This window comes from Bacillus sp. ABA4_010, from assembly GCF_056159105.1.
The window spans coordinates 3,341,518-3,364,885 of the sequence record NZ_JBSWUN010000003.1 but is presented as its reverse complement, the minus strand read 5'-3'; the positions used below and the strand labels follow the sequence as shown (position 1 = coordinate 3,364,885).

At 42.9% G+C, this 23,368-nt stretch carries 15 protein-coding genes, 18 tRNA genes and 3 rRNA genes; 32 read left to right on the top strand and 4 right to left on the bottom strand.

The genetic code is table 11. The annotated features are described in order from the left end of the window. Positions 1-31: 31 nt before the first annotated feature. Positions 32-844 (bottom strand): undecaprenyl-diphosphate phosphatase, encoded by an 813-nt coding sequence (locus ACXAEO_RS17815; RefSeq protein ID WP_474883346.1) that lies wholly within the window; start codon positions 842-844, stop codon positions 32-34. Positions 845-1,026: 182 nt separating this feature from the next. Between ACXAEO_RS17815 and ACXAEO_RS17810 the strand changes: the two genes are divergently transcribed. Together ACXAEO_RS17810 and clpB are read left to right on the top strand one after the other, a co-directional pair. Next, positions 1,027-1,206 (top strand): YjzC family protein, encoded by a 180-nt coding sequence (locus ACXAEO_RS17810; RefSeq protein ID WP_474883345.1) that lies wholly within the window; start codon positions 1,027-1,029, stop codon positions 1,204-1,206. A gap of 116 nt (positions 1,207-1,322) precedes the next feature. Further along, on the top strand, positions 1,323-3,926 hold the full coding sequence (clpB, locus tag ACXAEO_RS17805; RefSeq protein ID WP_474883344.1) for an ATP-dependent chaperone ClpB: 2,604 nt from the start codon (positions 1,323-1,325) through the stop codon (positions 3,924-3,926). Between the two features lie 237 nt (positions 3,927-4,163). Here the strand turns inward: clpB and ACXAEO_RS17800 are convergent, their stop codons facing one another. Next, positions 4,164-4,718, bottom strand: a complete 555-nt coding sequence (locus tag ACXAEO_RS17800) for a hypothetical protein (RefSeq protein ID WP_474883343.1) — start codon at positions 4,716-4,718, stop codon at positions 4,164-4,166. Between the two features lie 141 nt (positions 4,719-4,859). On the opposite strand from ACXAEO_RS17800, the gene ACXAEO_RS17795 reads away from it, so the two are divergent. After that, positions 4,860-6,449 carry a solute:sodium symporter family transporter gene (locus tag ACXAEO_RS17795; RefSeq protein ID WP_474883342.1) on the top strand — a complete coding sequence of 530 codons (1,590 nt, stop codon included), beginning with the start codon at positions 4,860-4,862 and terminating at the stop codon, positions 6,447-6,449. 185 nt (positions 6,450-6,634) lie between these two features. Next, a complete protein-coding gene (locus tag ACXAEO_RS17790) occupies positions 6,635-6,904 on the top strand; it encodes a hypothetical protein (RefSeq protein ID WP_474883341.1) in 270 nt (89 codons plus the stop codon). Positions 6,905-7,039: 135 nt separating this feature from the next. Here ACXAEO_RS17790 and ACXAEO_RS17785 read toward each other — a convergent pair whose 3' ends face one another. Further along, on the bottom strand, positions 7,040-7,933 hold the full coding sequence (locus tag ACXAEO_RS17785) for an AraC family transcriptional regulator (protein WP_474883340.1): 894 nt from the start codon (positions 7,931-7,933) through the stop codon (positions 7,040-7,042). A 261-nt stretch (positions 7,934-8,194) separates the two neighbouring features. Between ACXAEO_RS17785 and ACXAEO_RS17780 the strand changes: the two genes are divergently transcribed. The 24 genes from ACXAEO_RS17780 to ACXAEO_RS17665 all read left to right on the top strand — a co-directional run bounded on the left by ACXAEO_RS17780 (position 8,195) and on the right by ACXAEO_RS17665 (position 19,394). Beyond that, the gene (locus tag ACXAEO_RS17780; protein WP_474883339.1) at positions 8,195-9,376 is read left to right on the top strand and encodes a galactokinase; all 1,182 of its coding nucleotides are present in this window, start codon (positions 8,195-8,197) and stop codon (positions 9,374-9,376) included. 23 nt (positions 9,377-9,399) lie between these two features. Then, positions 9,400-10,389, top strand: coding sequence for a UDP-glucose 4-epimerase GalE (gene galE, locus ACXAEO_RS17775; protein WP_474883338.1), 990 nt, complete (start codon positions 9,400-9,402; stop codon positions 10,387-10,389). Between the two features lie 21 nt (positions 10,390-10,410). Next, a complete protein-coding gene (gene galT, locus ACXAEO_RS17770; protein WP_474884267.1) occupies positions 10,411-11,931 on the top strand; it encodes a UDP-glucose--hexose-1-phosphate uridylyltransferase in 1,521 nt (506 codons plus the stop codon). Positions 11,932-12,504: 573 nt separating this feature from the next. Next, positions 12,505-14,054: ribosomal RNA gene (locus ACXAEO_RS17765) — 16S ribosomal RNA — on the top strand. A 330-nt stretch (positions 14,055-14,384) separates the two neighbouring features. Beyond that, positions 14,385-17,316, top strand: a 23S ribosomal RNA gene (locus tag ACXAEO_RS17760). A 183-nt stretch (positions 17,317-17,499) separates the two neighbouring features. Then, a 5S ribosomal RNA gene (rrf, locus tag ACXAEO_RS17755) occupies positions 17,500-17,615 on the top strand. Together the 16S, 23S and 5S rRNA genes with 18 tRNA genes alongside form the textbook arrangement of a ribosomal RNA operon. 10 nt (positions 17,616-17,625) lie before the next feature. After that, positions 17,626-17,700, top strand: a tRNA-Glu gene (locus tag ACXAEO_RS17750). A gap of 5 nt (positions 17,701-17,705) precedes the next feature. Then, a tRNA-Val gene (locus ACXAEO_RS17745) sits at positions 17,706-17,781 on the top strand. Between the two features lie 6 nt (positions 17,782-17,787). Then, positions 17,788-17,862: transfer RNA gene (locus tag ACXAEO_RS17740), tRNA-Gln, on the top strand. A gap of 2 nt (positions 17,863-17,864) precedes the next feature. Continuing rightward, a tRNA-Lys gene (locus tag ACXAEO_RS17735) sits at positions 17,865-17,937 on the top strand. Between the two features lie 4 nt (positions 17,938-17,941). Further along, positions 17,942-18,016, top strand: a tRNA-Gly gene (locus tag ACXAEO_RS17730). Positions 18,017-18,029: 13 nt separating this feature from the next. Continuing rightward, positions 18,030-18,118 (top strand) — tRNA-Leu (locus tag ACXAEO_RS17725). A 23-nt stretch (positions 18,119-18,141) separates the two neighbouring features. Continuing rightward, positions 18,142-18,218 (top strand) — tRNA-Arg (locus tag ACXAEO_RS17720). A 15-nt stretch (positions 18,219-18,233) separates the two neighbouring features. Beyond that, positions 18,234-18,309 (top strand) — tRNA-Ala (locus tag ACXAEO_RS17715). Between the two features lie 16 nt (positions 18,310-18,325). Next, positions 18,326-18,400, top strand: a tRNA-Asn gene (locus ACXAEO_RS17710). 19 nt (positions 18,401-18,419) lie between these two features. Then, positions 18,420-18,512: transfer RNA gene (locus ACXAEO_RS17705), tRNA-Ser, on the top strand. A gap of 16 nt (positions 18,513-18,528) precedes the next feature. Continuing rightward, a tRNA-Asp gene (locus ACXAEO_RS17700) sits at positions 18,529-18,604 on the top strand. Positions 18,605-18,779: 175 nt separating this feature from the next. Then, positions 18,780-18,855 (top strand) — tRNA-Phe (locus tag ACXAEO_RS17695). Between the two features lie 10 nt (positions 18,856-18,865). Beyond that, a tRNA-Thr gene (locus tag ACXAEO_RS17690) sits at positions 18,866-18,941 on the top strand. 16 nt (positions 18,942-18,957) lie between these two features. Continuing rightward, positions 18,958-19,042, top strand: a tRNA-Tyr gene (locus ACXAEO_RS17685). Positions 19,043-19,061: 19 nt separating this feature from the next. After that, a tRNA-Trp gene (locus ACXAEO_RS17680) sits at positions 19,062-19,135 on the top strand. An 11-nt stretch (positions 19,136-19,146) separates the two neighbouring features. Next, positions 19,147-19,222: transfer RNA gene (locus ACXAEO_RS17675), tRNA-His, on the top strand. A gap of 11 nt (positions 19,223-19,233) precedes the next feature. Further along, positions 19,234-19,307 (top strand) — tRNA-Gly (locus ACXAEO_RS17670). Positions 19,308-19,320: 13 nt separating this feature from the next. Continuing rightward, positions 19,321-19,394, top strand: a tRNA-Ile gene (locus tag ACXAEO_RS17665). A 98-nt stretch (positions 19,395-19,492) separates the two neighbouring features. Here the strand turns inward: ACXAEO_RS17665 and ACXAEO_RS17660 are convergent. After that, positions 19,493-19,678, bottom strand: coding sequence for a YjzD family protein (locus ACXAEO_RS17660; protein ID WP_474883337.1), 186 nt, complete (start codon positions 19,676-19,678; stop codon positions 19,493-19,495). 423 nt (positions 19,679-20,101) lie between these two features. Here ACXAEO_RS17660 and ACXAEO_RS17655 point away from each other — a divergent pair, with 423 nt between their 5' ends. The 4 genes from ACXAEO_RS17655 to ACXAEO_RS17640 all read left to right on the top strand — a co-directional run bounded on the left by ACXAEO_RS17655 (position 20,102) and on the right by ACXAEO_RS17640 (position 23,331). Beyond that, positions 20,102-20,230: a hypothetical protein gene (locus tag ACXAEO_RS17655; RefSeq protein ID WP_474883336.1), complete on the top strand. Its 129-nt coding sequence runs from the start codon at positions 20,102-20,104 to the stop codon at positions 20,228-20,230. Between the two features lie 96 nt (positions 20,231-20,326). Then, positions 20,327-21,061 (top strand): alpha/beta hydrolase, encoded by a 735-nt coding sequence (locus ACXAEO_RS17650; RefSeq protein WP_474883335.1) that lies wholly within the window; start codon positions 20,327-20,329, stop codon positions 21,059-21,061. A gap of 62 nt (positions 21,062-21,123) precedes the next feature. Beyond that, the gene (locus ACXAEO_RS17645; protein ID WP_474883334.1) at positions 21,124-22,011 is read left to right on the top strand and encodes an NAD-dependent epimerase/dehydratase family protein; all 888 of its coding nucleotides are present in this window, start codon (positions 21,124-21,126) and stop codon (positions 22,009-22,011) included. 378 nt (positions 22,012-22,389) lie between these two features. After that, a complete protein-coding gene (locus ACXAEO_RS17640; RefSeq protein ID WP_474883333.1) occupies positions 22,390-23,331 on the top strand; it encodes a BMP family ABC transporter substrate-binding protein in 942 nt (313 codons plus the stop codon). The last annotated feature ends 37 nt before the right edge of the window (positions 23,332-23,368 follow it).

Sequence of the window (23,368 nt, the reverse complement as noted above, 5' to 3'; positions counted from 1 at the left end):
CTCATGGGGCCGGATTTTTTTATATTTATTTTTACGTAAAGATTAGAACAAGAATCCCGACGATAAAGCAGTAAATAGCAAAGTATTTTAAGTTGCCCCGCTCCATAATGCCTTGAAACCATTTAAGAGAAAAGTAAGAAGCGACAAGTGAACCTAAAAAGGCGACGGTATACGGCAGCAATAACTCATTTAGGTGAGGGTCTTGCAACAGGTCCGAAGCACCTAATATCATCCCTCCGACACTGACGGGGATAAATAGCAAGAATGAAAAGCGAAGAGCCGTTTCTTGCTTGGTTCCGCGCATCATGGCCGCGACAATTGTAGCACCGGAACGGCTAATTCCTGGAATAAGGGCAATCGCTTGAGCCAATCCGATAATTAAAGCGTCTTTTAGTGTTAATCCAGCGTCTCCTTTTCGTCCGCGCATGTTCCGAATCATCCATAACGCAAGTCCTGTCACGAGCAGAGTGAGGCCAAGTACTTGAACCGATTTTAAATGTTCTGAAATGAAATCTCCAAATAAAATACCAATTACCCCAGCGGGAATCGTTCCGACAATTAAGTACATAATAAATTGGAAATCTGATTTGGCAGACTCGTCCCGTCGTGTGATATAACGAATACCGTTGGAAGTCAAACGAATCAAATCTTCGCGATAGACAAGCAAAACGGCTAGTAAAGAAGCAAAATTCACGAGAAGTTCAAAGCTTAATCCTTCGATTTCCAGACCTAAAAAGTATTGGGCCAACACGAGGTGACCGCTTGACGAAATGGGAATCGGTTCTGTAAATCCTTGAAATAGTCCTAAAAATAAATATTTAAAAATATCATATAATTGCTCCATATATATCCTCTCCAAACATTCATTTCATCTTTAAAGAAACTGACTATAACAGTATAGAGAAGATTTCTCCTAATGGGAAGGTTAAAATTTCCTGTCATTTTCCTTAGTATTGAAACTAGTCATGAAAATAGAGAAAAAGGGGATGATAATGAAGAAAGAAGCTTATGAAGGAGGCTATAGCAATGGGACAAAACCGACAATTTACACCAGGTCAAAAAGCACCAAACAATGGCATTTATATAGAAATTGGAGAAACGGGAAGCAACGTGAAAAACCCACAAAAAGTGAAGTTAAAGGCGGGTGACCGTTTTCCAGAAACGTCGAATCACAACCGTCATTGGACATACATGCCAAAACCGTAAAGGAACGCCGTATAAAAAGAAAACTCGCCGTTTGGCGAGTTTTCTTTTTATACGGAAAGGGATATAATAGGGAGAAAAGGTCAATAAAGGTCAAAGTATACTTGGAGGTGTTTTAGATGGATATGAATAAAATGACGAGAAAACTGCAAGAAGCTTTTTCTGAGTCGCAATCACTTGCTATCCAAGAGCATCATCAGGAAATCGACATTGCCCATCTGTTATTTTCCCTTGTGAATCAGCAAGAAGGGATTGTTCAACGAATCCTTCAGTTTATGGGCGTTTCTGTTGATACTTTTAAGGCAGACGTACGGACATTGTTAAAAAAGCATCCTATTGTAAAAGGGACGGGAGCAGAAGCGGGAAAGCTCTACATTACGAATCGATTGCAGCAAATATTAATTGCATCACAGCAAGAAGCCAAACAATGGCAGGATGAGTACATATCGGTTGAGCATGTGTTATTGGCATTCACAACCTCTTCCTTCTCTGACATTCAAACATTGTTGTCCAAGCATGGCATTACGAGGGATCGTGTACTACAAGTATTGACGTCCATTAGGGGGAATCAACGTGTGACGAGCCAACATCCGGAAGCGACTTATGAAGTGTTAACGAAGTATGGACGAAATTTGGTAGAGGAAGCGCGGGTCGGAAAAATGGATCCTGTTATTGGACGAGACGACGAAATTCGCCGGGTCATTCGGATCTTATCGCGCAAGACAAAAAATAATCCGGTTTTAATTGGGGAACCGGGAGTTGGAAAAACAGCGATTATAGAAGGTCTCGCTCAGCGAATTGTTAGACGGGATGTACCGGAAGGGTTAAAGGATAAAATCATTTTCGCCTTAGATATGGGAGCACTCATCGCGGGAGCTAAATTTCGGGGAGAATTTGAAGAGCGCTTAAAAGCTGTATTGCAGGAAGTTAAAAAAAGTGACGGGAAAGTATTATTATTCATAGATGAACTTCATACTATTGTCGGAGCTGGGCGGACAGAAGGGGCAATGGATGCAGGAAATCTGCTGAAACCGATGCTAGCAAGAGGAGAGCTTCATTGCATTGGAGCTACGACGATTGATGAGTACCGCCAGCATATCGAGAAAGATCCGGCATTGGAACGCCGTTTTCAACAGGTAACCATCAGTGAGCCGACGGTGGAAGACACGATTTCCATTTTGCGTGGGTTAAAGGAGCGTTTTGAAATCCATCATGGGGTGAATATCCATGACCGTGCTCTTGTAGCTGCTACCGTGATGTCCCATCGTTATATTACGGACCGATTTCTTCCAGATAAAGCTATCGATCTCATTGATGAAGCATGTGCGACGATTCGAACAGAAATGGATTCTATGCCGTCAGAACTTGATACAGTTACTCGCAGATTAATGCAGCTGCAAATTGAAGAAGCAGCATTAAAAAAGGAAAAAGATGAGGCGAGTAAGGAAAGGTTGGCAATCGTGAAGGAAGAGATGGTCACTTTACAGGAAAAGACCGATGCCATGAGGCTTCGCTGGGAGCAGGAAAAGAAATCTCTTCAAACGATTCAAGAAATGCGAGAGAAGTTGGAAAAAGCAAAACGAGAGTTAGAAGAAGCGGAGAATCGTTATGATTTAAATAAGGCTGCAGAGCTTCAGCATGGTGTTCTACCTTCTTTAGAAAAGGAAATTAAAGAAATGGAAAAGCACATGACAAGCCAACGTGATGACAATCGGTTGTTGCGGGAGGAAGTAACAGAAGAGGAAATTGCGGAAATTGTCGGGCGTTGGACAGGGATTCCTGTGTCCAGGTTGGTGGAAGGAGAGCGAGAGAAGTTGCTTCGTCTTGAGTCACTTCTTCATGAGCGGGTGATTGGACAAGAAGAAGCCGTTTCTCTTGTGACCGACGCGGTGTTACGGGCACGTGCTGGTATTAAAGACCCGAATCGTCCAATTGGTTCTTTTCTGTTTCTCGGACCGACAGGAGTCGGAAAAACAGAACTTGCAAAAGCTTTAGCACAAGCTTTATTTGATAGTGAGGAAAAACTGCTTCGTATTGATATGTCTGAATACATGGAGAAGCATGCGGTTTCACGCTTAATTGGGGCGCCTCCTGGATATGTCGGATACGAAGAAGGTGGTCAATTAACAGAAGCGGTTCGACGCAGTCCATATTCGGTCATTTTGCTTGATGAGGTGGAAAAAGCTCACCCTGAAGTGTTTAATGTATTACTGCAAGTGCTGGATGATGGGCGTGTCACTGATTCAAAAGGAAAAACAGTTGATTTTAAAAACACGGTTATTATTATGACATCGAACATTGGATCTTCTTATTTGCTGGAGGGCGTGACAGAACAAGGAGAGATAAAAGAAGCGGCGAGAGAACAAGTGATGACACAGCTTCGTCGTCATTTTCGCCCTGAATTTTTAAATCGGGTCGATGATCTCATTTTATTTAAACCTCTCAATGTAAATGACATAAAAGGAATTGTGGAAAAATTGCTTCAGCATCTTGAAGAGAGACTGGCAGAGCGTCATATTAATATTAAACTGACAGATAAGGCTCGAAGTTATATTGCGAAGGCAGCCTACGATTCAACTTATGGAGCAAGACCATTAAAACGATTTATACAAAGATATATTGAAACAAAACTGGCACGGGAATTAATTGCTGGTACCATTCAAGATCACGATGAAGTCATAATCGATGTAAAAGAGGATTCATTTATCATCCACAAAAGATAGCAAAAAGAGGCAGGTTTCCCTGTCTCTTTTTGCTTTTTGGAGTGAAAGGAACGCTGTAGTCTCTTATTCTCTCTCTATTTTTGCTTATTTTTATGAATTTTCAGAGCAAAAAAATGCTAAAATCCCTCTTAGTTTTTACTATTGATTCCCAATGGAAGCGCTTGTAGAATGAATATTGCAACCTATGAAATTGGCTATCAAGTATGAAGGCGCTTTCTGATCGTAGACGACCAACAATTATTTTGTTGGCATAGGGTGGTATAACAAGGTGGAACTGAACGCCACATAAGAGAAAGTCCATAGAAGGTGTGGGAGCAAAGATTGAAAAGCTGACAGCGAACATAATGAAAAGAGTAGAAGAAACAGAAAGAATACGATGTTTTCGCTTGTCCGTTCCTTTACAGCTTGCCGAAATGAGTGAAGAGAAATCAAAATCAAAGTGATGTAAAACGGAATAATGCAAACGGTTGTAAAAGCGCTACTTGCCGTATTAGGCCCTAGTGCTGCAAAATACAACACGCCGTTAAAGATGACGACGAGAGTTAATACAAACGCAAATAAGTTCCAAAAAGGCGTTTGGCAAATCTTCAATTTTGTCTGAAGCTTGCTGCAATCATAAAGGAAGAAACAAACCGCTACAAAAGAAATCACGACAATAACTGTTGCTTCAGTATAAACGGGCTCTTTTGTTTCGCCGCTTTGTATGAAAAGAAAAACCAATCCTTGCAGCAAAAAAAGAATGAAGGCTTTTACAAACAGTGGAACATATTGCTTTGCAACTAAAAATGTCATCGCTTTCACTTCCTTTTCAAAAAATGGTTTGAGTTACATGAAACAATAGTTATACATATCGTTAGAAATAACAGATATTTCTGGTGATTCTAAAAAAGTTAGAACAAAATTGCTAAGGCTAAAAACAAGGAGGCAGCCACTATGAGTACATTTGCTATTCTTTCATTCATATTCTTCACAGTTCTTGTTGCATATGTATCGTATATCTTTACAAAAGATGAAAATTTAGAAACATCAGAAGGGTATTTTTTAGGCGGTCGAAGCTTAGGTGCTTGGGTTATCGCGGGTTCGTTAATGCTGACAAACCTTTCGACAGAACAATTGATCGGATTGAATGCCCAAGGATATTCCGACAATATGTCGGTGATGGGCTGGGAAGTTGGTTCGGCCATTGCTCTCGTATTAGTCGCTTTCTTTTTATTGCCACGCTACTTAAAAGGTGGAATTACAACCATTCCAGATTTTTTAGAAGAACGATTTGATTCAGGAACGAAACAAATTGTAACCCTTCTGTTCCTATTCGGCTATGTATTAAACTTGCTTCCGCCGATTCTTTATTCAGGAGCGAGTGCGTTAAGTAGTATCTTCCGTGTAGAAGAAGTGTTAGGTGTCAGTGATACAGCTGCTTTATGGATTACGGTTTGGGCAATCGGCCTAATTGGCTCAATTTATGCCATCTTTGGAGGATTGAAGGCGGTTGCTGTATCGGACACAGTTAATGGTATTGGATTATTAATTGGTGGATTATTAATTCCATTTTTAGGACTTGTTATGTTAGGTGATGGCTCACCAGTTGAAGGGTTCTCAAAGATTATGCAAAACACTCCTGAAAAGTTGGACGCTATTGGAGGACCGAAAGACCCGGTTCCGTTTAGTACAATGTTTACAGGGATGCTGCTCGTCAATCTATTTTATTGGGGAACAGCTCAGCATATCATTCAACGGGCTCTTGCTGCGAAAAGTTTAAAAGAAGGTCAAAAAGGGATTATTATTGCGGCATTTTTAAAGCTTCTAGGACCTGTGTTTCTTATTCTACCTGGAATCATTGCGTATAATATTTTTGGACCTGGCTTGGAGCCGATGGAAGCATATCCTAAATTAGTTAACCATGTACTTCCAGCACCTTTAGTAGGCTTCTTTGCTGCTGTGTTGTTCGGTGCTATTTTATCATCCTTTAACTCTGCTTTAAACTCAAGTGTCACATTATTTGTCTTAAATATTTACAAGCCGTACTTCAAACCGAAGGCGTCTGATCAACTATTAGTAAAACGAGGGAAAGTATTCGGAATTTTCTTGGCGATTTTCGCCATGTCTGTTGCACCGCTTATTGCTAATGTTCCACAAGGTTTCTTCCAATACCTGCAGATTGTAAACGGTTTCTACAATGTTCCAATTTTTACAATCATTATTGTTGGGTACTTAACAAAACGTGTGCCGGCTGTAGCAGCTAAAGTTTCACTTGCAGTATTCATTTCAGCTTATGCTGTAACACAGCTTGTGTGGGATACAGGGCTTCACTTCCTACATATTTTAGGTATCTTGTTTGTAGTTTGTACAAGTTTAATGTTAATCATCGGTAAAATTGCTCCACGAAAAGATGACTTTATGTTACAAGATTCAAATGCAGTAGAAATGCAACCGTGGAAACTTGTTTATCCAATGGGACTTGCAGCAGTTGTTGCGATGATTGTTGTTTATACTATTTTCTCAGAGGCTGGAATTGCACTGTAATATTTCAAATACGAAGAATTTCAATGAGAAGCTACCTGAAAAGAGAACAATTACCTCTTTTCAGGTAGCTTCTTTCTTTTTCCTTATTTTCTCTCATGAAATCGATTTTCGGTTGTGACCCTTTTCCAATTCGTTTATTATAAGAAGAAATAAAACGATAGTACCATAGAGAGGTTAATGAAAAAATGCGAGAAGAAATCGAATCCATTTATGATGAGATGTATCAGGCTGTCGATCGATATTTAGAAGAAGTGAGGAAACTCGGTGGACTAGATTTATCTGATGCAACAGAAGAAGAAAAAGAGCGTATACAACGAATGCAGTTTGCGATGCAGGCGGCAAGAGATATTTTAGAAAATATGATGATTCCAGGAAAAAAGCTGACGTTTGTATATGAGAAGGGATCTGTCGAATTAGATATCTTTCAGGATAAGGGGAACTCATCCAACAATTAGTCAAAGTGAAGACAAGTCAGGAGCGTACGACACCTTGTTGTCCGACATATAAAATGGACCGTTACAAAAACCTAGGAATATGCAGGTTTTTGTAACGGTCCATTTTGCGTGGTTTTCTTGGATAGCCACGTTTTTTTATTCGTCAATCAATAAATCTTCGGTTAAGGTTTGATTCGTTTTACGGAATTGTCCAGGTGTCATCCCTGTCATTTTACGAAACACTTTTGTTAAGTAGTTGGCATTTGTGTACCCAACGTTTAAAGCAATTTCTTCAATTGAATATTTTGTTTGATGAAGCAATTCACCAGCTTTTAAAATTCTAATTTTAGTCAAATATTGAATCGGTGTGACCCCGGTCGTTTGTTTAAATAAACGACTAAAGTGAAAACGGGATAAGTTAGAAGCCGCAGCCATTTCTTCAGGTCCAATTTCTTCATGAAAATGATTGCGAGCAAATAAGACAGAGCTGATAATGCTTTCTGGCCAATCATCTGTTGAAGTATCCATGTTTTTCAAATGGCGGTACAGTTCCATAATAAAACGATAAGAAAGGCTAGAAGCTTGGAATGGATCCGTAATTTTCTTTTCGCTTGCTTTTTGGAAAATCTGACCGAGAAGCTGAATAGGTGGAGACTCGGGATGAAAACGAATGATTGGATGAGACTTTGTTTGAATATAGTCCCAGCATTTTTCTGCTTGTTCACCGTAAAGTGTGATAAAAATAAATTCCCAATGATCACTTTCTTTTGGCAAATAATAGCGATAATCCCCAGGGATGTTGACGATAAAGGCTTTTCCTGCATCAACTTTATATTCCCTTCCGTTAATCTCCATCATGCCATAGCCGGAAATGGTGTATTGAAAAATGTATTTCCCGACATCTTTTCGGTTTTTTCCGCTCCAGTTATAAAGTGGGGATGTTTGTTTATCCCATCCGACTGACCATATTTGCGCAACATCACTTGTGACTTCTTCTAAAAAACGATAAGCAAAAACACCATATTGTTTCGGTTGGAATTGTGATAGCAAATTTTCACCTTCTTCTTTTAAGCTTCTCCTATATCTTTCCTTTTTGACAGACAATCGTTTGCGTTATTTATTTTATCAGTAATAGGTTGTATGTTTCCACAAATTTATCCACGGTGAATTATTTCAGGTAAAGCAAAAAAGTACCTTTATCTTCTGTTAATTTTACCATTGAGGAATCTCGAACGGAATCATAAAATAAACTTGTATCCGCTTTCAGTTAAAAGTAGCAAATTATCAAATTTCGATAGATAGGTGATTATAATGACAAAAGAATTGATTAATCGATTTACATCCATATTTCATGCAACAGAAGATGATGTACGCGTGTTCTTTGCTCCGGGACGTGTTAATTTAATCGGAGAGCATACGGATTATAATGGAGGACATGTCTTTCCTTGTGCTTTGAGTATCGGGACATATGCCGTTGTCAAGCAACGAGAGGATGAGATTGTTCGAATGCATTCGTTGAATTTTGAACAATTAGGCACGATACAATTCTCTCTTCAGTCTCTTCAATATGAAGAATCTCATGATTGGGCTAATTATCCAAAAGGGGTTATGGACATATTTAAAAAGCACGGCTATCCGATCAATAAAGGGTTTGATGTCTTGTTTTACGGTAATATTCCGAATGGGGCAGGGTTGTCGTCTTCAGCTTCCATTGAATTAGCTACTTCTGTACTTTTAAAAGGTCTATTTCAGCTTGATGTTGATATGGTCAAGATGGTAAAGATGAGCCAACAAGCTGAAAATGAATTTATTGGGGTAAGTTGCGGAATCATGGATCAGTTTGCAATTGGTATGGGGAAGGAAAATCATGCCGTACTATTGAACTGTCAAACTCTTGATTATACGTACAGCCCACTTCAATTACATGAGGCTTCATTAATTATTTCAAATACGAATAAGCGGAGAGGACTGGCAGATTCCAAATACAATGAACGACGGACAGAATGTGAGCGAGCGCTAGAGCAATTGCAAACAGAGTTAACGATTGAATCGTTAGGCGATTTATCTCCAAGTGAGTTTGAAAAGCATAAGCATCTTATTCAAAACGAAGTCGATCGTAAGCGAGCGAAGCATGCGGTGTATGAAAATGCTCGTACGAAAGAAGCGGTTGTCAAACTTCAAGATGGTGACATACAGGGATTCGGTGAGTTAATGAAACAATCCCATGAGTCGTTGCGTGATGATTATGAAGTAACTGGAATAGAACTGGACTCTTTAGTAGAAGCAGCATGGGCTCAAGAAGGTGTAATCGGTTCTCGAATGACTGGAGCGGGATTTGGCGGATGTACAATTAGCATCGTCCAAAATGAGTATATTGAACGTTTTATTCAAGAAGTAGGGAAACGATATGAGGAAAAAACTGGTTTAACTGCTGATTTTTATGTTGTACAAGTTGGAAGTGGTGCAACAGAATTAGTAAGAGAGACAATTTGAGGTTACTAGAGGAGGGAATATGAATGGCCATTTTAGTTTGCGGCGGAGCAGGATATATTGGAAGTCATGCAGTATCGGAACTGCTTGATAGAGGAGAAGAAGTAATTGTTGTTGATAATTTGCAAAAAGGACATCAACAAGCGGTGTTAGAAGGTGCGAAGCTTTGTGTCGGTGATTTACGTGATGAAGCTTTTTTGAATGACGTATTCACAGCACATGATATTGAAGCGGTTGTCCATTTCGCTGCTGATTCCCTTGTTGGAGAAAGTGTAGAAGATCCATTGAAATACTATGATAACAATGTATACGGGGCGCTTTGTTTGCTTCGAACAATGGTGAAACATGATGTAAAGAAGATTGTGTTTTCTTCGACAGCTGCTACATATGGAGAGGCTGAAAACTTTCCTATTTTAGAAGATGATCCAACAGAACCGACGAATCCGTACGGTGAGACAAAATTAGCTATCGAAAAGATGTTGAAGTGGTCTGAACAAGCTTATGGAATGAACTATGTGGTATTGCGCTACTTTAATGTAGCAGGGGCTCATGTAGATGGAATGTTAGGAGAAGATCATACTCCAGAGACACATTTAATTCCGATTATTTTGCAAGTAGCATTAGGGAAGCGAGAACACATCAGCATTTTTGGAGAAGATTATGATACGTATGACGGAACATGCATCCGTGATTATATTCATGTGACCGATTTAGCAGATGCTCACCTGTTAGCGATTGATAAATTACGTCGCGATGGCACGAGCGGCACATATAATTTAGGCAACGGAAATGGATTTACGGTGAAAGAGGTAATTGAGGCGGCGAGAAAAGTGACAGGTCATCCGATTCCGGCCAAAGTAGCACCAAGAAGACCTGGTGATCCGGCAAAATTAGTCGCTTCTTCGGAGAAAGCTATGAAGGACTTAGGGTGGCAACCTCGTTATACGACGCTTGAGCAAATGATTGAGAGCGCTTGGAAATGGTTTGAAAAACATCCGAATGGATACAACGGGTGAAAGGAGCATTACTCAATGAGCATTAATATTAATGAACAGATTGAGCGATTGATTCAGTACGGTATAACGAAGGGGCTCATGACAAAATGGGATACAGATGTCGTTCGGAATCGGATATTAGAAATTTTAGAGCTGGATGAGTTCCATAAACATGAGGTAGAGGCAGAACAATTAGACACGCCTGTTGAGATTTTGGAACAAATTTTGGATTGGGCTGCGGAAAATGGACGCCTAGAAGCTGATACGGTTACTTATCGGGACTTATTAGACACGAAAATTATGGCAAGTTTTGTCCCTCTTCCGTCTGAAGTGAACCGCCGTTTTTATGAAGTTTATGAGCAAGAAGGGGCTGGAGCAGCAACGAAAGATTTTTATCAATTTTCAAAGGATATTCATTACATTCGAACGGACCGGATTGCCAAAAATGAAGAATGGTTGGCAGCAACCGAGTACGGTGATTTGGAAATTACCATCAATCTTTCAAAACCAGAAAAAGATCCAAAGGCGATTGCGGCAGCTAAAAACGTCAAATCTAGTTCTTACCCAAATTGCTTATTATGTAAAGAAAATGCAGGGTATGCAGGAAGAGTGAATCACCCTGCACGCCAAAGCCATCGGATTATTCCGCTTGAATTAAATAACGAGCAATGGTTCCTGCAATTTTCTCCATATGTCTATTATAATGAGCACGCGATTGTGCTGGCGGGCGAGCATGTGCCGATGAAAATTTCAAAAGAGACATTTGTTCGTTTGCTTGAATTTGTTGAACAATTTCCTCATTATTTTCTCGGCTCCAATGCGGATTTGCCAATTGTAGGAGGATCCATTTTAACGCATGATCATTTTCAAGGTGGGCATCACGATTTTCCAATGGCTAAAGCTGAAATCGAAAGGGAGTTTACGTTTGCTGACTACCCGAATATTCGAGCAGGTATTGTAAAGTGGCCGATGTCTGTTGTGCGCTTGCAAGGTGAAAACCGTGAAGAGCTTGGAGAACTATCAGATTACATTCTGCAAGAATGGAAGCAATATAGTGATGAAGTGGCTCATGTACTAGCTTTCTCGGATGATGTCCCTCACAATACGATTACGCCAATTGCAAGAAGAAGAGGAAATTTATTCGAAATAGATTTAGTGCTTCGAAATAATCGCACAAGCGAAGAGCATCCGATGGGGATTTTCCATCCTCATGCCGAAGTTCATCATATTAAAAAAGAGAACATCGGTTTAATTGAAGTAATGGGTCTTGCTGTTTTACCAGGTCGCTTAAAGGAGGAACTAAGTGAACTCGCCTCGGTCCTTGTTCGAAATGATGCCGAAGAAGAGATTAAACAACGTGATGGAATCGTTAAGCACTTAAACTGGGCTGTGAAATTGAAGGAACAACATCCTGAACTTTCAGAAGAAAACGTGTTGCTTATTCTAAAAGAGGAAGTCGGAAAAATATTTGCTACGATTTTAGAGCATGCGGGTGTGTTTAAACGGGATGATGAAGGGCAACGAGCATTTGATCGTTTTATGAACAGTATTACAAAAAAATAATAACCACCACAAAATGGACCGTTATGAAAACTCATTAATTAGGAGGAGTTTTTATAAACGGTCCATTTTGTATGAGAGAGCACCTTGTTGGATAGCCTTTAAAGAGACGCTATGGGGATTTTGTCAAACAGAAGAGGTTATACTGGATTGTCTCATAATGAATTATTTTGCATTAGGGAGCGGGAAGACTTTAATTTAACACGTTAAGTTATGGGGGAGATGTATCACATAGTTTCCTGTTTAGTTGGTTAGTGCAACATGATTTAAAGATAAAAAAGAAAAGATAAAAAATCAAAAATAGTATTGACGATAGTTATATAAGGTGATATATTATATTCCTGTCAGCAAGACAAATGACACACTCGAAAAAAAGTCAAAAAAAATATTGACATTACCGAGAAAGAAATGTTATTATATAAAAGTCGCTTACGAGTGATAATGAACTTTGAAAACTGAACAAAACAACAAAACGTCAACGTTTAATTTTTATTTTAAAGCAAGGAACATCGACTAAGAACGTCACGTCCTGTGACAACGTCGATGTCAGCACATCCATGTGCTAGTTCAAACATTTCTTCGGAGAGTTTGATCCTGGCTCAGGACGAACGCTGGCGGCGTGCCTAATACATGCAAGTTGAGCGGACAGATGGGAGCTTGCTCCCTGAAGTCAGCGGCGGACGGGTGAGTAACACGTGGGCAACCTGCCTGTAAGACTGGGATAACTTCGGGAAACCGGAGCTAATACCGGATAACACCAAGGACCACATGGTCCTTGGTTGAAAGATGGTTTCGGCTATCACTTACAGATGGGCCCGCGGCGCATTAGCTAGTTGGTGAGGTAACGGCTCACCAAGGCGACGATGCGTAGCCGACCTGAGAGGGTGATCGGCCACACTGGGACTGAGACACGGCCCAGACTCCTACGGGAGGCAGCAGTAGGGAATCTTCCGCAATGGACGAAAGTCTGACGGAGCAACGCCGCGTGAGCGATGAAGGCCTTCGGGTCGTAAAGCTCTGTTGTTAGGGAAGAACAAGTACCAGAGTAACTGCTGGTACCTTGACGGTACCTAACCAGAAAGCCACGGCTAACTACGTGCCAGCAGCCGCGGTAATACGTAGGTGGCAAGCGTTGTCCGGAATTATTGGGCGTAAAGCGCGCGCAGGCGGTTCCTTAAGTCTGATGTGAAAGCCCACGGCTCAACCGTGGAGGGTCATTGGAAACTGGGGAACTTGAGTGCAGAAGAGGAAAGCGGAATTCCACGTGTAGCGGTGAAATGCGTAGAGATGTGGAGGAACACCAGTGGCGAAGGCGGCTTTCTGGTCTGTAACTGACGCTGAGGCGCGAAAGCGTGGGGAGCAAACAGGATTAGATACCCTGGTAGTCCACGCCGTAAACGATGAGTGCTAAGTGTTAGGGGGTTTCCGCCCCTTAGTGCTGCAGCTAACGCATTAAGCACTCCGCCTGGGGAGTACGGCCGCAAGGCTGAAACTCAAAGGAATTGACGGGGGCCCGCACAAGCGGTGGAGCATGTGGTTTAATTCGAAGCAACGCGAAGAACCTTACCAGGTCTTGACATCCTCTGACAACTCTAGAGATAGAGCGTTCCCCTTCGGGGGACAGAGTGACAGGTGGTGCATGGTTGTCGTCAGCTCGTGTCGTGAGATGTTGGGTTAAGTCCCGCAACGAGCGCAACCCTTGATCTTAGTTGCCAGCATTCAGTTGGGCACTCTAAGGTGACTGCCGGTGACAAACCGGAGGAAGGTGGGGATGACGTCAAATCATCATGCCCCTTATGGCCTGGGCTACACACGTGCTACAATGGACGGTACAAAGAGTCGCGAGACCGCGAGGTGGAGCTAATCTCATAAAACCGTTCTCAGTTCGGATTGCAGGCTGCAACTCGCCTGCATGAAGCCGGAATCGCTAGTAATCGCGGATCAGCATGCCGCGGTGAATACGTTCCCGGGCCTTGTACACACCGCCCGTCACACCACGAGAGTTTGCAACACCCGAAGTCGGTGAGGTAACCGTAAGGAGCCAGCCGCCTAAGGTGGGGTAGATGATTGGGGTGAAGTCGTAACAAGGTAGCCGTATCGGAAGGTGCGGCTGGATCACCTCCTTTCTAAGGATTACTAAGAAAAGCGAAGGCGTATGCCGTAGCTAGACAGTAAGAATCGTTGACGAAAACGTTTTGTTCAGTTTTGAAGGTTCATCCTTCAATATCAAATGCACCGAGTGGTGCATAGTTGTTCTTTGAAAACTAGATAACAGTAATAGCTGAGGAAAGTGAAAACTTTTCTAAACAAAAATCCTTTGTTTAAAAACAAAAGGGAAAAGAGAAGCGAGAAGTTCGAGGCGATGAAGATTCGAGCAGCACAGCGTATTTCTATACGTGAGCAGCGGAGAATCGAAATCAACGAAGAAATTCGACGCTAATCTTTTGCCGTAACAAGGTTAAGTTAGAAAGGGCGCACGGTGGATGCCTTGGCACTAGGAGCCGATGAAGGACGGGACTAACACCGATATGCTTCGGGGAGCTGTAAGTGAGCTTTGATCCGGAGATTTCCGAATGGGGAAACCCACTGTTCGTAATGGAACAGTATCTTTACCTGAATACATAGGGTATGGAAGGCAGACCCGGGGAACTGAAACATCTAAGTACCCGGAGGAAGAGAAAGCAATTGCGATTTCCTGAGTAGCGGCGAGCGAAACGGAATTAGCCCAAACCAAGAGGCTTGCCTCTTGGGGTTGTAGGACACTCTATACGGAGTTACAAAGGAACGAAGTAGATGAAGAGGCCTGGAAAGGCCCGTCAAAGAAGGTAACAACCCTGTAGTTGAAACTTCGTTCCCTCTTGAGTGGATCCTGAGTACGGCGGGACACGAGAAATCCCGTCGGAAGCTGGGAGGACCATCTCCCAAGGCTAAATACTCCCTAGTGACCGATAGTGAACCAGTACCGTGAGGGAAAGGTGAAAAGCACCCCGGAAGGGGAGTGAAAGAGATCCTGAAACCGTGTGCCTACAAGTAGTCAGAGCCCGTTAACGGGTGATGGCGTGCCTTTTGTAGAATGAACCGGCGAGTTACGATCCCATGCAAGGTTAAGTTGAAGAGACGGAGCCGCAGCGAAAGCGAGTCTGAATAGGGCGAATGAGTATGTGGTCGTAGACCCGAAACCAGGTGATCTACCCATGTCCAGGGTGAAGTTCAGGTAACACTGAATGGAGGCCCGAACCCACGCACGTTGAAAAGTGCGGGGATGAGGTGTGGGTAGCGGAGAAATTCCAATCGAACCTGGAGATAGCTGGTTCTCTCCGAAATAGCTTTAGGGCTAGCCTCAAGATAAGAGTCTCGGAGGTAGAGCACTGATTGGACTAGGGGCCCCCAACGGGTTACCGAATTCAGTCAAACTCCGAATGCCGAAGACTTATTCTTGGGAGTCAGACTGCGAGTGATAAGATCCGTAGTCAAGAGGGAAACAGCCCAGACCACCAGCTAAGGTCCCAAAGTATACGTTAAGTGGAAAAGGATGTGGAGTTGCTTAGACAACCAGGATGTTGGCTTAGAAGCAGCCACCATTTAAAGAGTGCGTAATAGCTCACTGGTCGAGTGACTCTGCGCCGAAAATGTACCGGGGCTAAACGTATCACCGAAGCTGTGGATGGACATCTACGATGTCCGTGGTAGGAGAGCGTTCTAAGGGCGGTGAAGTCAGACCGGAAGGACTGGTGGAGCGCTTAGAAGTGAGAATGCCGGTATGAGTAGCGAAAGATGGGTGAGAATCCCATCCACCGTATGCCTAAGGTTTCCTGAGGAAGGCTCGTCCGCTCAGGGTTAGTCGGGACCTAAGCCGAGGCCGAAAGGCGTAGGCGATGGATAACAGGTTGATATTCCTGTACTACCTCCCCACCGTTTGAGCAATGGGGGGACGCAGAAGGATAGGGTAAGCGCGCTGTTGGATATGCGCGTCCAAGCAGTAAGGCTGAGAAGTAGGCAAATCCGCTTCTCGTAAGGTTGAGCTGTGATGGCGAGGGAAATAAAGTACCGAAGTTCCTGATTTCACGCTGCCAAGAAAAGCCTCTAGCGAGGTGGGAGGTACCCGTACCGCAAACCGACACAGGTAGGCGAGGAGAGAATCCTAAGGTGTTCGAGAGAACTCTCGTTAAGGAACTCGGCAAAATGACCCCGTAACTTCGGGAGAAGGGGTGCTCTGATAGGGTGCAAGCCCGAGAGAGCCGCAGTGAATAGGCCCAGGCGACTGTTTAGCAAAAACACAGGTCTCTGCGAAGCCGTAAGGCGAAGTATAGGGGCTGACACCTGCCCGGTGCTGGAAGGTTAAGGGGAGAGGTTAGCGCAAGCGAAGCTTTGAACCGAAGCCCCAGTAAACGGCGGCCGTAACTATAACGGTCCTAAGGTAGCGAAATTCCTTGTCGGGTAAGTTCCGACCCGCACGAAAGGTGTAACGATCTGGGCACTGTCTCAACGAGAGACTCGGTGAAATTATAGTACCTGTGAAGATGCAGGTTACCCGCGACAGGACGGAAAGACCCCGTGGAGCTTTACTGTAGCCTGATATTGCATTTTGGTACAGCTTGTACAGGATAGGTAGGAGCCTTGGAAGCCGGAGCGCCAGCTTCGGTGGAGGCATCGGTGGGATACTACCCTAGCTGTATTGAAATTCTAACCCGCACCCCTCATCGGGGTGGGAGACAGTGTCAGGTGGGCAGTTTGACTGGGGCGGTCGCCTCCTAAAATGTAACGGAGGCGCCCAAAGGTTCCCTCAGAATGGTTGGAAATCATTCGTAGAGTGTAAAGGCACAAGGGAGCTTGACTGCGAGACCTACAAGTCGAGCAGGGACGAAAGTCGGGCTTAGTGATCCGGTGGTTCCGCATGGAAGGGCCATCGCTCAACGGATAAAAGCTACCCCGGGGATAACAGGCTTATCTCCCCCAAGAGTCCACATCGACGGGGAGGTTTGGCACCTCGATGTCGGCTCATCGCATCCTGGGGCTGTAGTCGGTCCCAAGGGTTGGGCTGTTCGCCCATTAAAGCGGTACGCGAGCTGGGTTCAGAACGTCGTGAGACAGTTCGGTCCCTATCCGTCGCGGGCGCAGGAAATTTGAGAGGAGCTGTCCTTAGTACGAGAGGACCGGGATGGACGCACCGCTGGTGTACCAGTTGTCTTGCCAAAGGCATCGCTGGGTAGCTATGTGCGGACGGGATAAGTGCTGAAAGCATCTAAGCATGAAGCCCCCCTCAAGATGAGATTTCCCATAGCGTCAAGCTAGTAAGATCCCTGAAAGATGATCAGGTTGATAGGTCAGAGGTGGAAGCACGGCGACGTGTGGAGCTGACTGATACTAATCGATCGAGGACTTAACCTAAACGAAAAGCAGAGAAAGCCCGTTTAAATCGATAGGATGTTGGAGCTTCTGGCTGGGAAACCGTTCTTTGGTTTCATAGGCAGAAGTGAAACGGCCGAAAGATTAGGAGCCGTAGCTAGACAATCAAGTAAAGCAAGTACTCAGCTGCAGTTATCTAGTTTTGAAGGAATAACCTTCATATTGTCTGGTGATGATGGCGAAGAGGTCACACCCGTTCCCATGCCGAACACGGAAGTTAAGCTCTTCAGCGCCGATGGTAGTTGGGGGTCTCCCCCTGTGAAAGTAGGACATTGCCAGGCTGTAAACATTGGCCCGTTGGTCAAGCGGTTAAGACACCGCCCTTTCACGGCGGTAACACGGGTTCGAATCCCGTACGGGTCACCATATCTGGAGGATTAGCTCAGCTGGGAGAGCACCTGCCTTACAAGCAGGGGGTCGGCGGTTCGATCCCGTCATCCTCCACCATGTGATTGGGCTATAGCCAAGCGGTAAGGCAACGGACTTTGACTCCGTCATGCGTTGGTTCGAATCCAGCTAGCCCAGCCAAAGAGCCATTAGCTCAGTTGGTAGAGCATCTGACTTTTAATCAGAGGGTCGAAGGTTCGAGTCCTTCATGGCTCATATTGCGGAAGTAGTTCAGTGGTAGAACACCACCTTGCCAAGGTGGGGGTCGCGGGTTCGAATCCCGTCTTCCGCTCCATAAAATATATAGTGCCGGGGTGGCGGAACTGGCAGACGCACAGGACTTAAAATCCTGCGGTAGGTGACTACCGTACCGGTTCGATTCCGGTCCTCGGCACCACTATAAATATCTATTATAAATACGCGCCCGTAGCTCAATTGGATAGAGCGTCTGACTACGGATCAGAAGGTTATGGGTTCGACTCCTGTCGGGCGCGCCATATTTATACAATCAAGGGGCCTTAGCTCAGCTGGGAGAGCGCCTGCCTTGCACGCAGGAGGTCAGCGGTTCGATCCCGCTAGGCTCCACCAATTATCTTAAGAATATTCCACAGTAGCTCAGTGGTAGAGCAATCGGCTGTTAACCGATTGGTCGCAGGTTCGAGTCCTGCCTGTGGAGCCATTTATTTAATTTATATTGCGGAGGAATACCCAAGTCCGGCTGAAGGGATCGGTCTTGAAAACCGACAGGGGTGTAACAGCCCGCGGGGGTTCGAATCCCTCTTCCTCCGCCATTTCTATTATGAAGGTGGTCCCGTGGTGTAGTGGTTAACATGCCTGCCTGTCACGCAGGAGATCGCGGGTTCGAGTCCCGTCGGGACCGCCATTTTTATTTAAAAAACAAATATACTTAAATGGCTCGGTAGCTCAGTTGGTAGAGCACGTCCGAATCATCTGCAAAGCATAGCTTCAGCGCACAAATCGAGCTGCTTCTTGGATAAACTATCTGAGATTTGGGCGAAGGATTTGAGCAACATAAATTAAAAACAATACTTTAATACGGCTCGGTAGCTCAGTTGGTAGAGCAAAGGACTGAAAATCCTTGTGTCGGCGGTTCGATTCCGTCCCGAGCCACCATTTAATGAATGCCGGTGTAGCTCAATTGGTAGAGCAACTGACTTGTAATCAGTAGGTTGGGGGTTCAAGTCCTCTCGCCGGCACCATTTGAAAAAAATATGTGGAGGGGTAGCGAAGTGGCTAAACGCGGCGGACTGTAAATCCGCTCCCTCCGGGTTCGGCGGTTCGAATCCGTCCCCCTCCACCATTTTTTTTGAAATTTTAATAGGGGCATAGTTTAACGGTAGAACAGAGGTCTCCAAAACCTCCGGTGTGGGTTCGATTCCTACTGCCCCTGCCAATAAAAATATGGCGGTTGTGGCGAAGTGGTTAACGCACCAGATTGTGGCTCTGGCACTCGTGGGTTCGATTCCCATCAATCGCCCCATATAATATGATGCGGGTGTAGTTTAATGGTAAAACCTCAGCCTTCCAAGCTGATGTCGTGAGTTCGATTCTCATCACCCGCTCCATTAGAACAAATACGGGCCTATAGCTCAGCTGGTTAGAGCGCACGCCTGATAAGCGTGAGGTCGATGGTTCGAGTCCATTTAGGCCCATAAATTAGATAAAATAAGCATGGATGTCATGACATCCATGCTTATTTTTTAGTTAGATTGTAAAAAATCCCTTCACAATTTTTTGTGAAGGGATTTTTTTAATGATGGTCAACAGGTTCGTTCGGGATAAGCGTTTCTCCCATAATAATAACAAAGATGGAGAAGCCGATAGAAAGAACTGAAGCGATTACAAAATCGTATGTAAAACCTTGCATCGAGCTTACAACATAGGCAGACATATTGATTAACACTAAACTCCAGAAAAATGTCCAAAAAATGCGCATTTTTTCACCTCCAATGCACAAAATACGGAGCGAAAACAGCTGAAAATGTACAATCAATCAATAAATACGACAATATTGTATTTAATCGTAACATTTCTTTGTTTTTGCTTCATTACAGTTTGCTTTTATTTTACCATAATCATTCTCATTAATAAATGTCTATTCTTTGTTCAATAAAGGAAACTTCCATCGGTAGAAAATTTTATTCCCTACTTAAACTTTTCCTGTAACTCAAAAATGTTGAAGTTTGGGTATTACTTCTTATTGATGAAGGGAAGAGGAAAAAATTGTGAAAGTTACACGAAAAATTGCATAAACTGATAAAGGAACTCGGAAAAGAAACGAGAAAATAATATAAGGAACCTTCTATCACAGGAACCTTACTGCTGCTAAGAATGAAGAAGCAAAGGACGGTGAGAAGGCATGAACAAAGAAGAAATGAACGAACTTGATTTGTTATTAGACCAAGATTTTTCGAATCTGACTGATTTAGGAATTGAGACACTAGAAAAGCTAAGAGCAGCAAAAGAAAAAAAAGAAAGAGAGGAATAGCTTAAAAATAGGCATTCTCCCTTTCTTTTTTTTTGTTCTTTCATATACTGTTACTATCCGGAAAAATTGTAATTTAAGAATCGGAGGATATAGGTAATGAATGTCCGGTTTTTTAGTTTAGATCATCAATGGAACGTCGTCCATCTTCCAAATCAGCCAAATGGTTTTGGTGTATTGGTACTAGGGGATAAAGACCATTTTGTTGAAAGTTCTACAAGCTTATGGATACAGCATGCAGGAAGATGGCAGCTTATACAATCGCTCTTAGACAAAGGGTATACCGTTTTTTACTCCAATTTGTACGGTCGTCATTGGGGGAGTAATAAAGCTCTGAGATTGGCGAAACAACTATACCATTTAATAATGAAGCAAGAAATCTTGAATAAACATGTTCATGTGCTTGCTGAAGGAATGGGAGCATTACTGGCCATGAAGTTCATGGAAAGTACTCCAGGTGTTTTTCGATCTGCGGCATTTTTAAACCCATGTCTTGATTTTCAAGCATACTGGGAGCAAGAAAAACAAAATAAGTTTTTCTATAAGCAGCTAGGGAAAGAAATAAAACTTGCTTACGGAATTGAAGAAGAACATATTGATGAGTGGATAAAAGAGTTTCCAAAGTTGACCCAATATGAATCAAAGACACCTATGAAGATATGGGTAATGGCCAACAATACGAATCATTATCCGATTATACACAGCAAATATTATGAGGAGCATCGTCAACAACTAGGGGCACCTATCTCTCTGTCTCTTTATTTACCGGAAAAAAAGTATTTGTTTGAACAATCTCTTGTCCGCTTTTTGGAAGAAAACGAAAAAGTGTTATAACCAGAGCCTCTTTGATTATACATATCTAAGAGGTTCTTTTATTTTAAAGGGGGATCGGGAACATGAAAAAGGCAGCCGTGGTCGGAGCGAATCGATTTGTAGGTTTTTGCTTATGTGACTATTTATTAAAAGAAGGAATAGAAGTAAAGGGATATACTCATCAAGCACATAGCGATGAAGCAATGCTTCAAGACGAGATGAACATGTTTCTTGACAGAAATGCTAATTTTAAAACAGTTCCCATTGAGGATGCAGATCAGTTATTCGATTCTAATAATAAATTTGACGTGATTTATTTTACATATTTTGATCAAGGAGATTTTCAAGATATATCCTTCTTTCGTGAAAAAATGAAACAGGCACATCAAGTTCTTATTAAATGCATTTCGCACTGCCTCCAAACAGAAACGAAGCTGGTGCTGCTATCATCAATGAGAGTATTTGGCACGGGGCAGAGTCAAATTGGAGCAGAAGTAGAGCCAAAGCCAGACCATAGTGAAGGCAGATTATTTTGGCATCTTGAAAAAATGGTCACTAAATTTTCAGCTGACCAGCTAACCTATGTTATTGTCCGAATTCCGACTGTTTATGGACCGTGGCAACCATTAACGGCCTTTTACCAACAAGCTTGCCTTCAACAGAAAAGAGGAGAAAAGATAGTGATTGAAGAAGACAGGAAAGATGTCCTTTTTATTGATGATGTCGTGAAAGGCCTTGTTCAATGTTATAACCACTCTGATTTGCTACTTCATTTTACAAGCGGTAAGGTGGGGCAATGGGAGCGTGGTGCTGAGCTCCTTCACATTCCATACGAATCTAGACAAGGAGCAGAAGGGTACTTTTTAAAACAGGAAGAGCAGTTGTTCTTTTTCCAAACGGACATGAAAGAAGGGATTAGAAGGCAACAATCTCATGCGAGAAAACTGCTGTCAAGACAACGTTTTCGCTAGATGAACTTTTCTTTTACAAACAATGGATAGGCAAGGTAAAATAAAAGTAGTCATTGAAGCGGTGAATGAAATTGGATCATTTTAACAATTGGGTGAAATCTCCTGGAGAGCTTGCCGGAAACAATGGATCTCGGGAGCAGTACCCAACCATATATATTGGACAAGAACGAATTTGATTGTATAATGAAAGGTCGAGAAACACTTTTGCAAGCAACAAGAACTAGTTTTTGCAGATATAAGCGGCAAAAGGTAAGGGGGGAAGTTTGTCAAAACTACCAATAAACGAGGTATGAAACCGCGTAGAACATAACACGTTCAATTGGGTCGCTTTTGCGAATATATATGAAGTTTTGACAGCGAAAAAAGATGAAAAAGCCAATGTGGTTATTAATTTTCATTCTCCTAATTGTAAGTGGTTGCGGACAACCTATTAAGGGAGAACTGAAAAATGTTGGCCTTTTAGTTCCTGAAACGATTAATGACCAAGTTTGGGGAACAAAAGGGTATAGAGGGTTGCTTGGAATACAGTCTGCTTTTGGAAATGATGTTTTTTACAAAGAACATATGGACTCAGAGGAAGTCGTTAGGCAGGCGGTTCAAGAGTTCGAAGAAAAAGGAATCAATTTAATTTTTGGCCATGGGGAAGAGTATGCTCAATATTTTAACAATATGAGCGAAGATTATCCGAACGTTCACTTTGTTTGTTTTAATGGGGACGCTAAGGCTGCTAATGTGACTAGTCTAAATTTTGAAGCACATGCGATGGGCTTTTTTGGAGGAATGGTGGCAGGAAAAATGACCGAGACGAATAAAGTAGGTGTGATATCGGCATTTGAATGGCAACCTGAAGTGAACGGTTTTTTTGAGGGAGCTTTACATGAAAATCAGGACGTCGATGTTAAGGTAAAGTTTGTCAAGCATTGGGATGATATTGAGACAGCACTTTTGTTACTTGATGAGATGACGGGAGAGGGCGTAGATGTCGTATATCCAGCAGGAGACGGTTTTAATGTTCCACTAATTGAACGCTTAAAGGAAAAGGGTTTATATGCAATCGGCTTTGTTTCCGAGCAGTCAGATTTAGGGGAAAATACCGTTTTGACTAGTACAGTCCAACACGTTGCCCAGCTTTACGAACTTGTAGCCCAAAAATATAACGTTGGGGAGCTTGAAGGCGGAAATCTTTTTTACGATTTTCAAGATGGAGTCATCTCGATGGGGAAATTTAGTCCATTAGTCGATGAGGAGTATCAAGAAAAGCTGGAAACACTAATTGAGACATATAAAGAAACAGGCCGTCTTCCTAATCAGGAACTCTAAGTCCAACTAGTTGACGATGGAGAAAATATGATATGAT

What these genes read in the sequence shown, in the direction of transcription:
- ACXAEO_RS17795 (WP_474883342.1), top strand. Translation starts at nt 4,860, where the DNA reads ATGAGTACATTTGCTATTCTTTCATTCATATTCTTCACAGTTCTTGTT.
- ACXAEO_RS17780 (WP_474883339.1), top strand. Translation starts at nt 8,195, where the DNA reads ATGACAAAAGAATTGATTAATCGATTTACATCCATATTTCATGCAACA.
- ACXAEO_RS17790 (WP_474883341.1), top strand. Translation starts at nt 6,635, where the DNA reads ATGCGAGAAGAAATCGAATCCATTTATGATGAGATGTATCAGGCTGTC.
- ACXAEO_RS17655 (WP_474883336.1), top strand. Translation starts at nt 20,102, where the DNA reads ATGAACAAAGAAGAAATGAACGAACTTGATTTGTTATTAGACCAAGAT.
- ACXAEO_RS17810 (WP_474883345.1), top strand. Translation starts at nt 1,027, where the DNA reads ATGGGACAAAACCGACAATTTACACCAGGTCAAAAAGCACCAAACAAT.
- ACXAEO_RS17815 (WP_474883346.1), bottom strand. Translation starts at nt 844, where the DNA reads ATGGAGCAATTATATGATATTTTTAAATATTTATTTTTAGGACTATTT.
- galE (WP_474883338.1), top strand. Translation starts at nt 9,400, where the DNA reads ATGGCCATTTTAGTTTGCGGCGGAGCAGGATATATTGGAAGTCATGCA.
- clpB (WP_474883344.1), top strand. Translation starts at nt 1,323, where the DNA reads ATGGATATGAATAAAATGACGAGAAAACTGCAAGAAGCTTTTTCTGAG.
- ACXAEO_RS17800 (WP_474883343.1), bottom strand. Translation starts at nt 4,718, where the DNA reads ATGACATTTTTAGTTGCAAAGCAATATGTTCCACTGTTTGTAAAAGCC.
- ACXAEO_RS17660 (WP_474883337.1), bottom strand. Translation starts at nt 19,678, where the DNA reads ATGCGCATTTTTTGGACATTTTTCTGGAGTTTAGTGTTAATCAATATG.
- ACXAEO_RS17650 (WP_474883335.1), top strand. Translation starts at nt 20,327, where the DNA reads ATGAATGTCCGGTTTTTTAGTTTAGATCATCAATGGAACGTCGTCCAT.
- ACXAEO_RS17645 (WP_474883334.1), top strand. Translation starts at nt 21,124, where the DNA reads ATGAAAAAGGCAGCCGTGGTCGGAGCGAATCGATTTGTAGGTTTTTGC.
- ACXAEO_RS17640 (WP_474883333.1), top strand. Translation starts at nt 22,390, where the DNA reads ATGTGGTTATTAATTTTCATTCTCCTAATTGTAAGTGGTTGCGGACAA.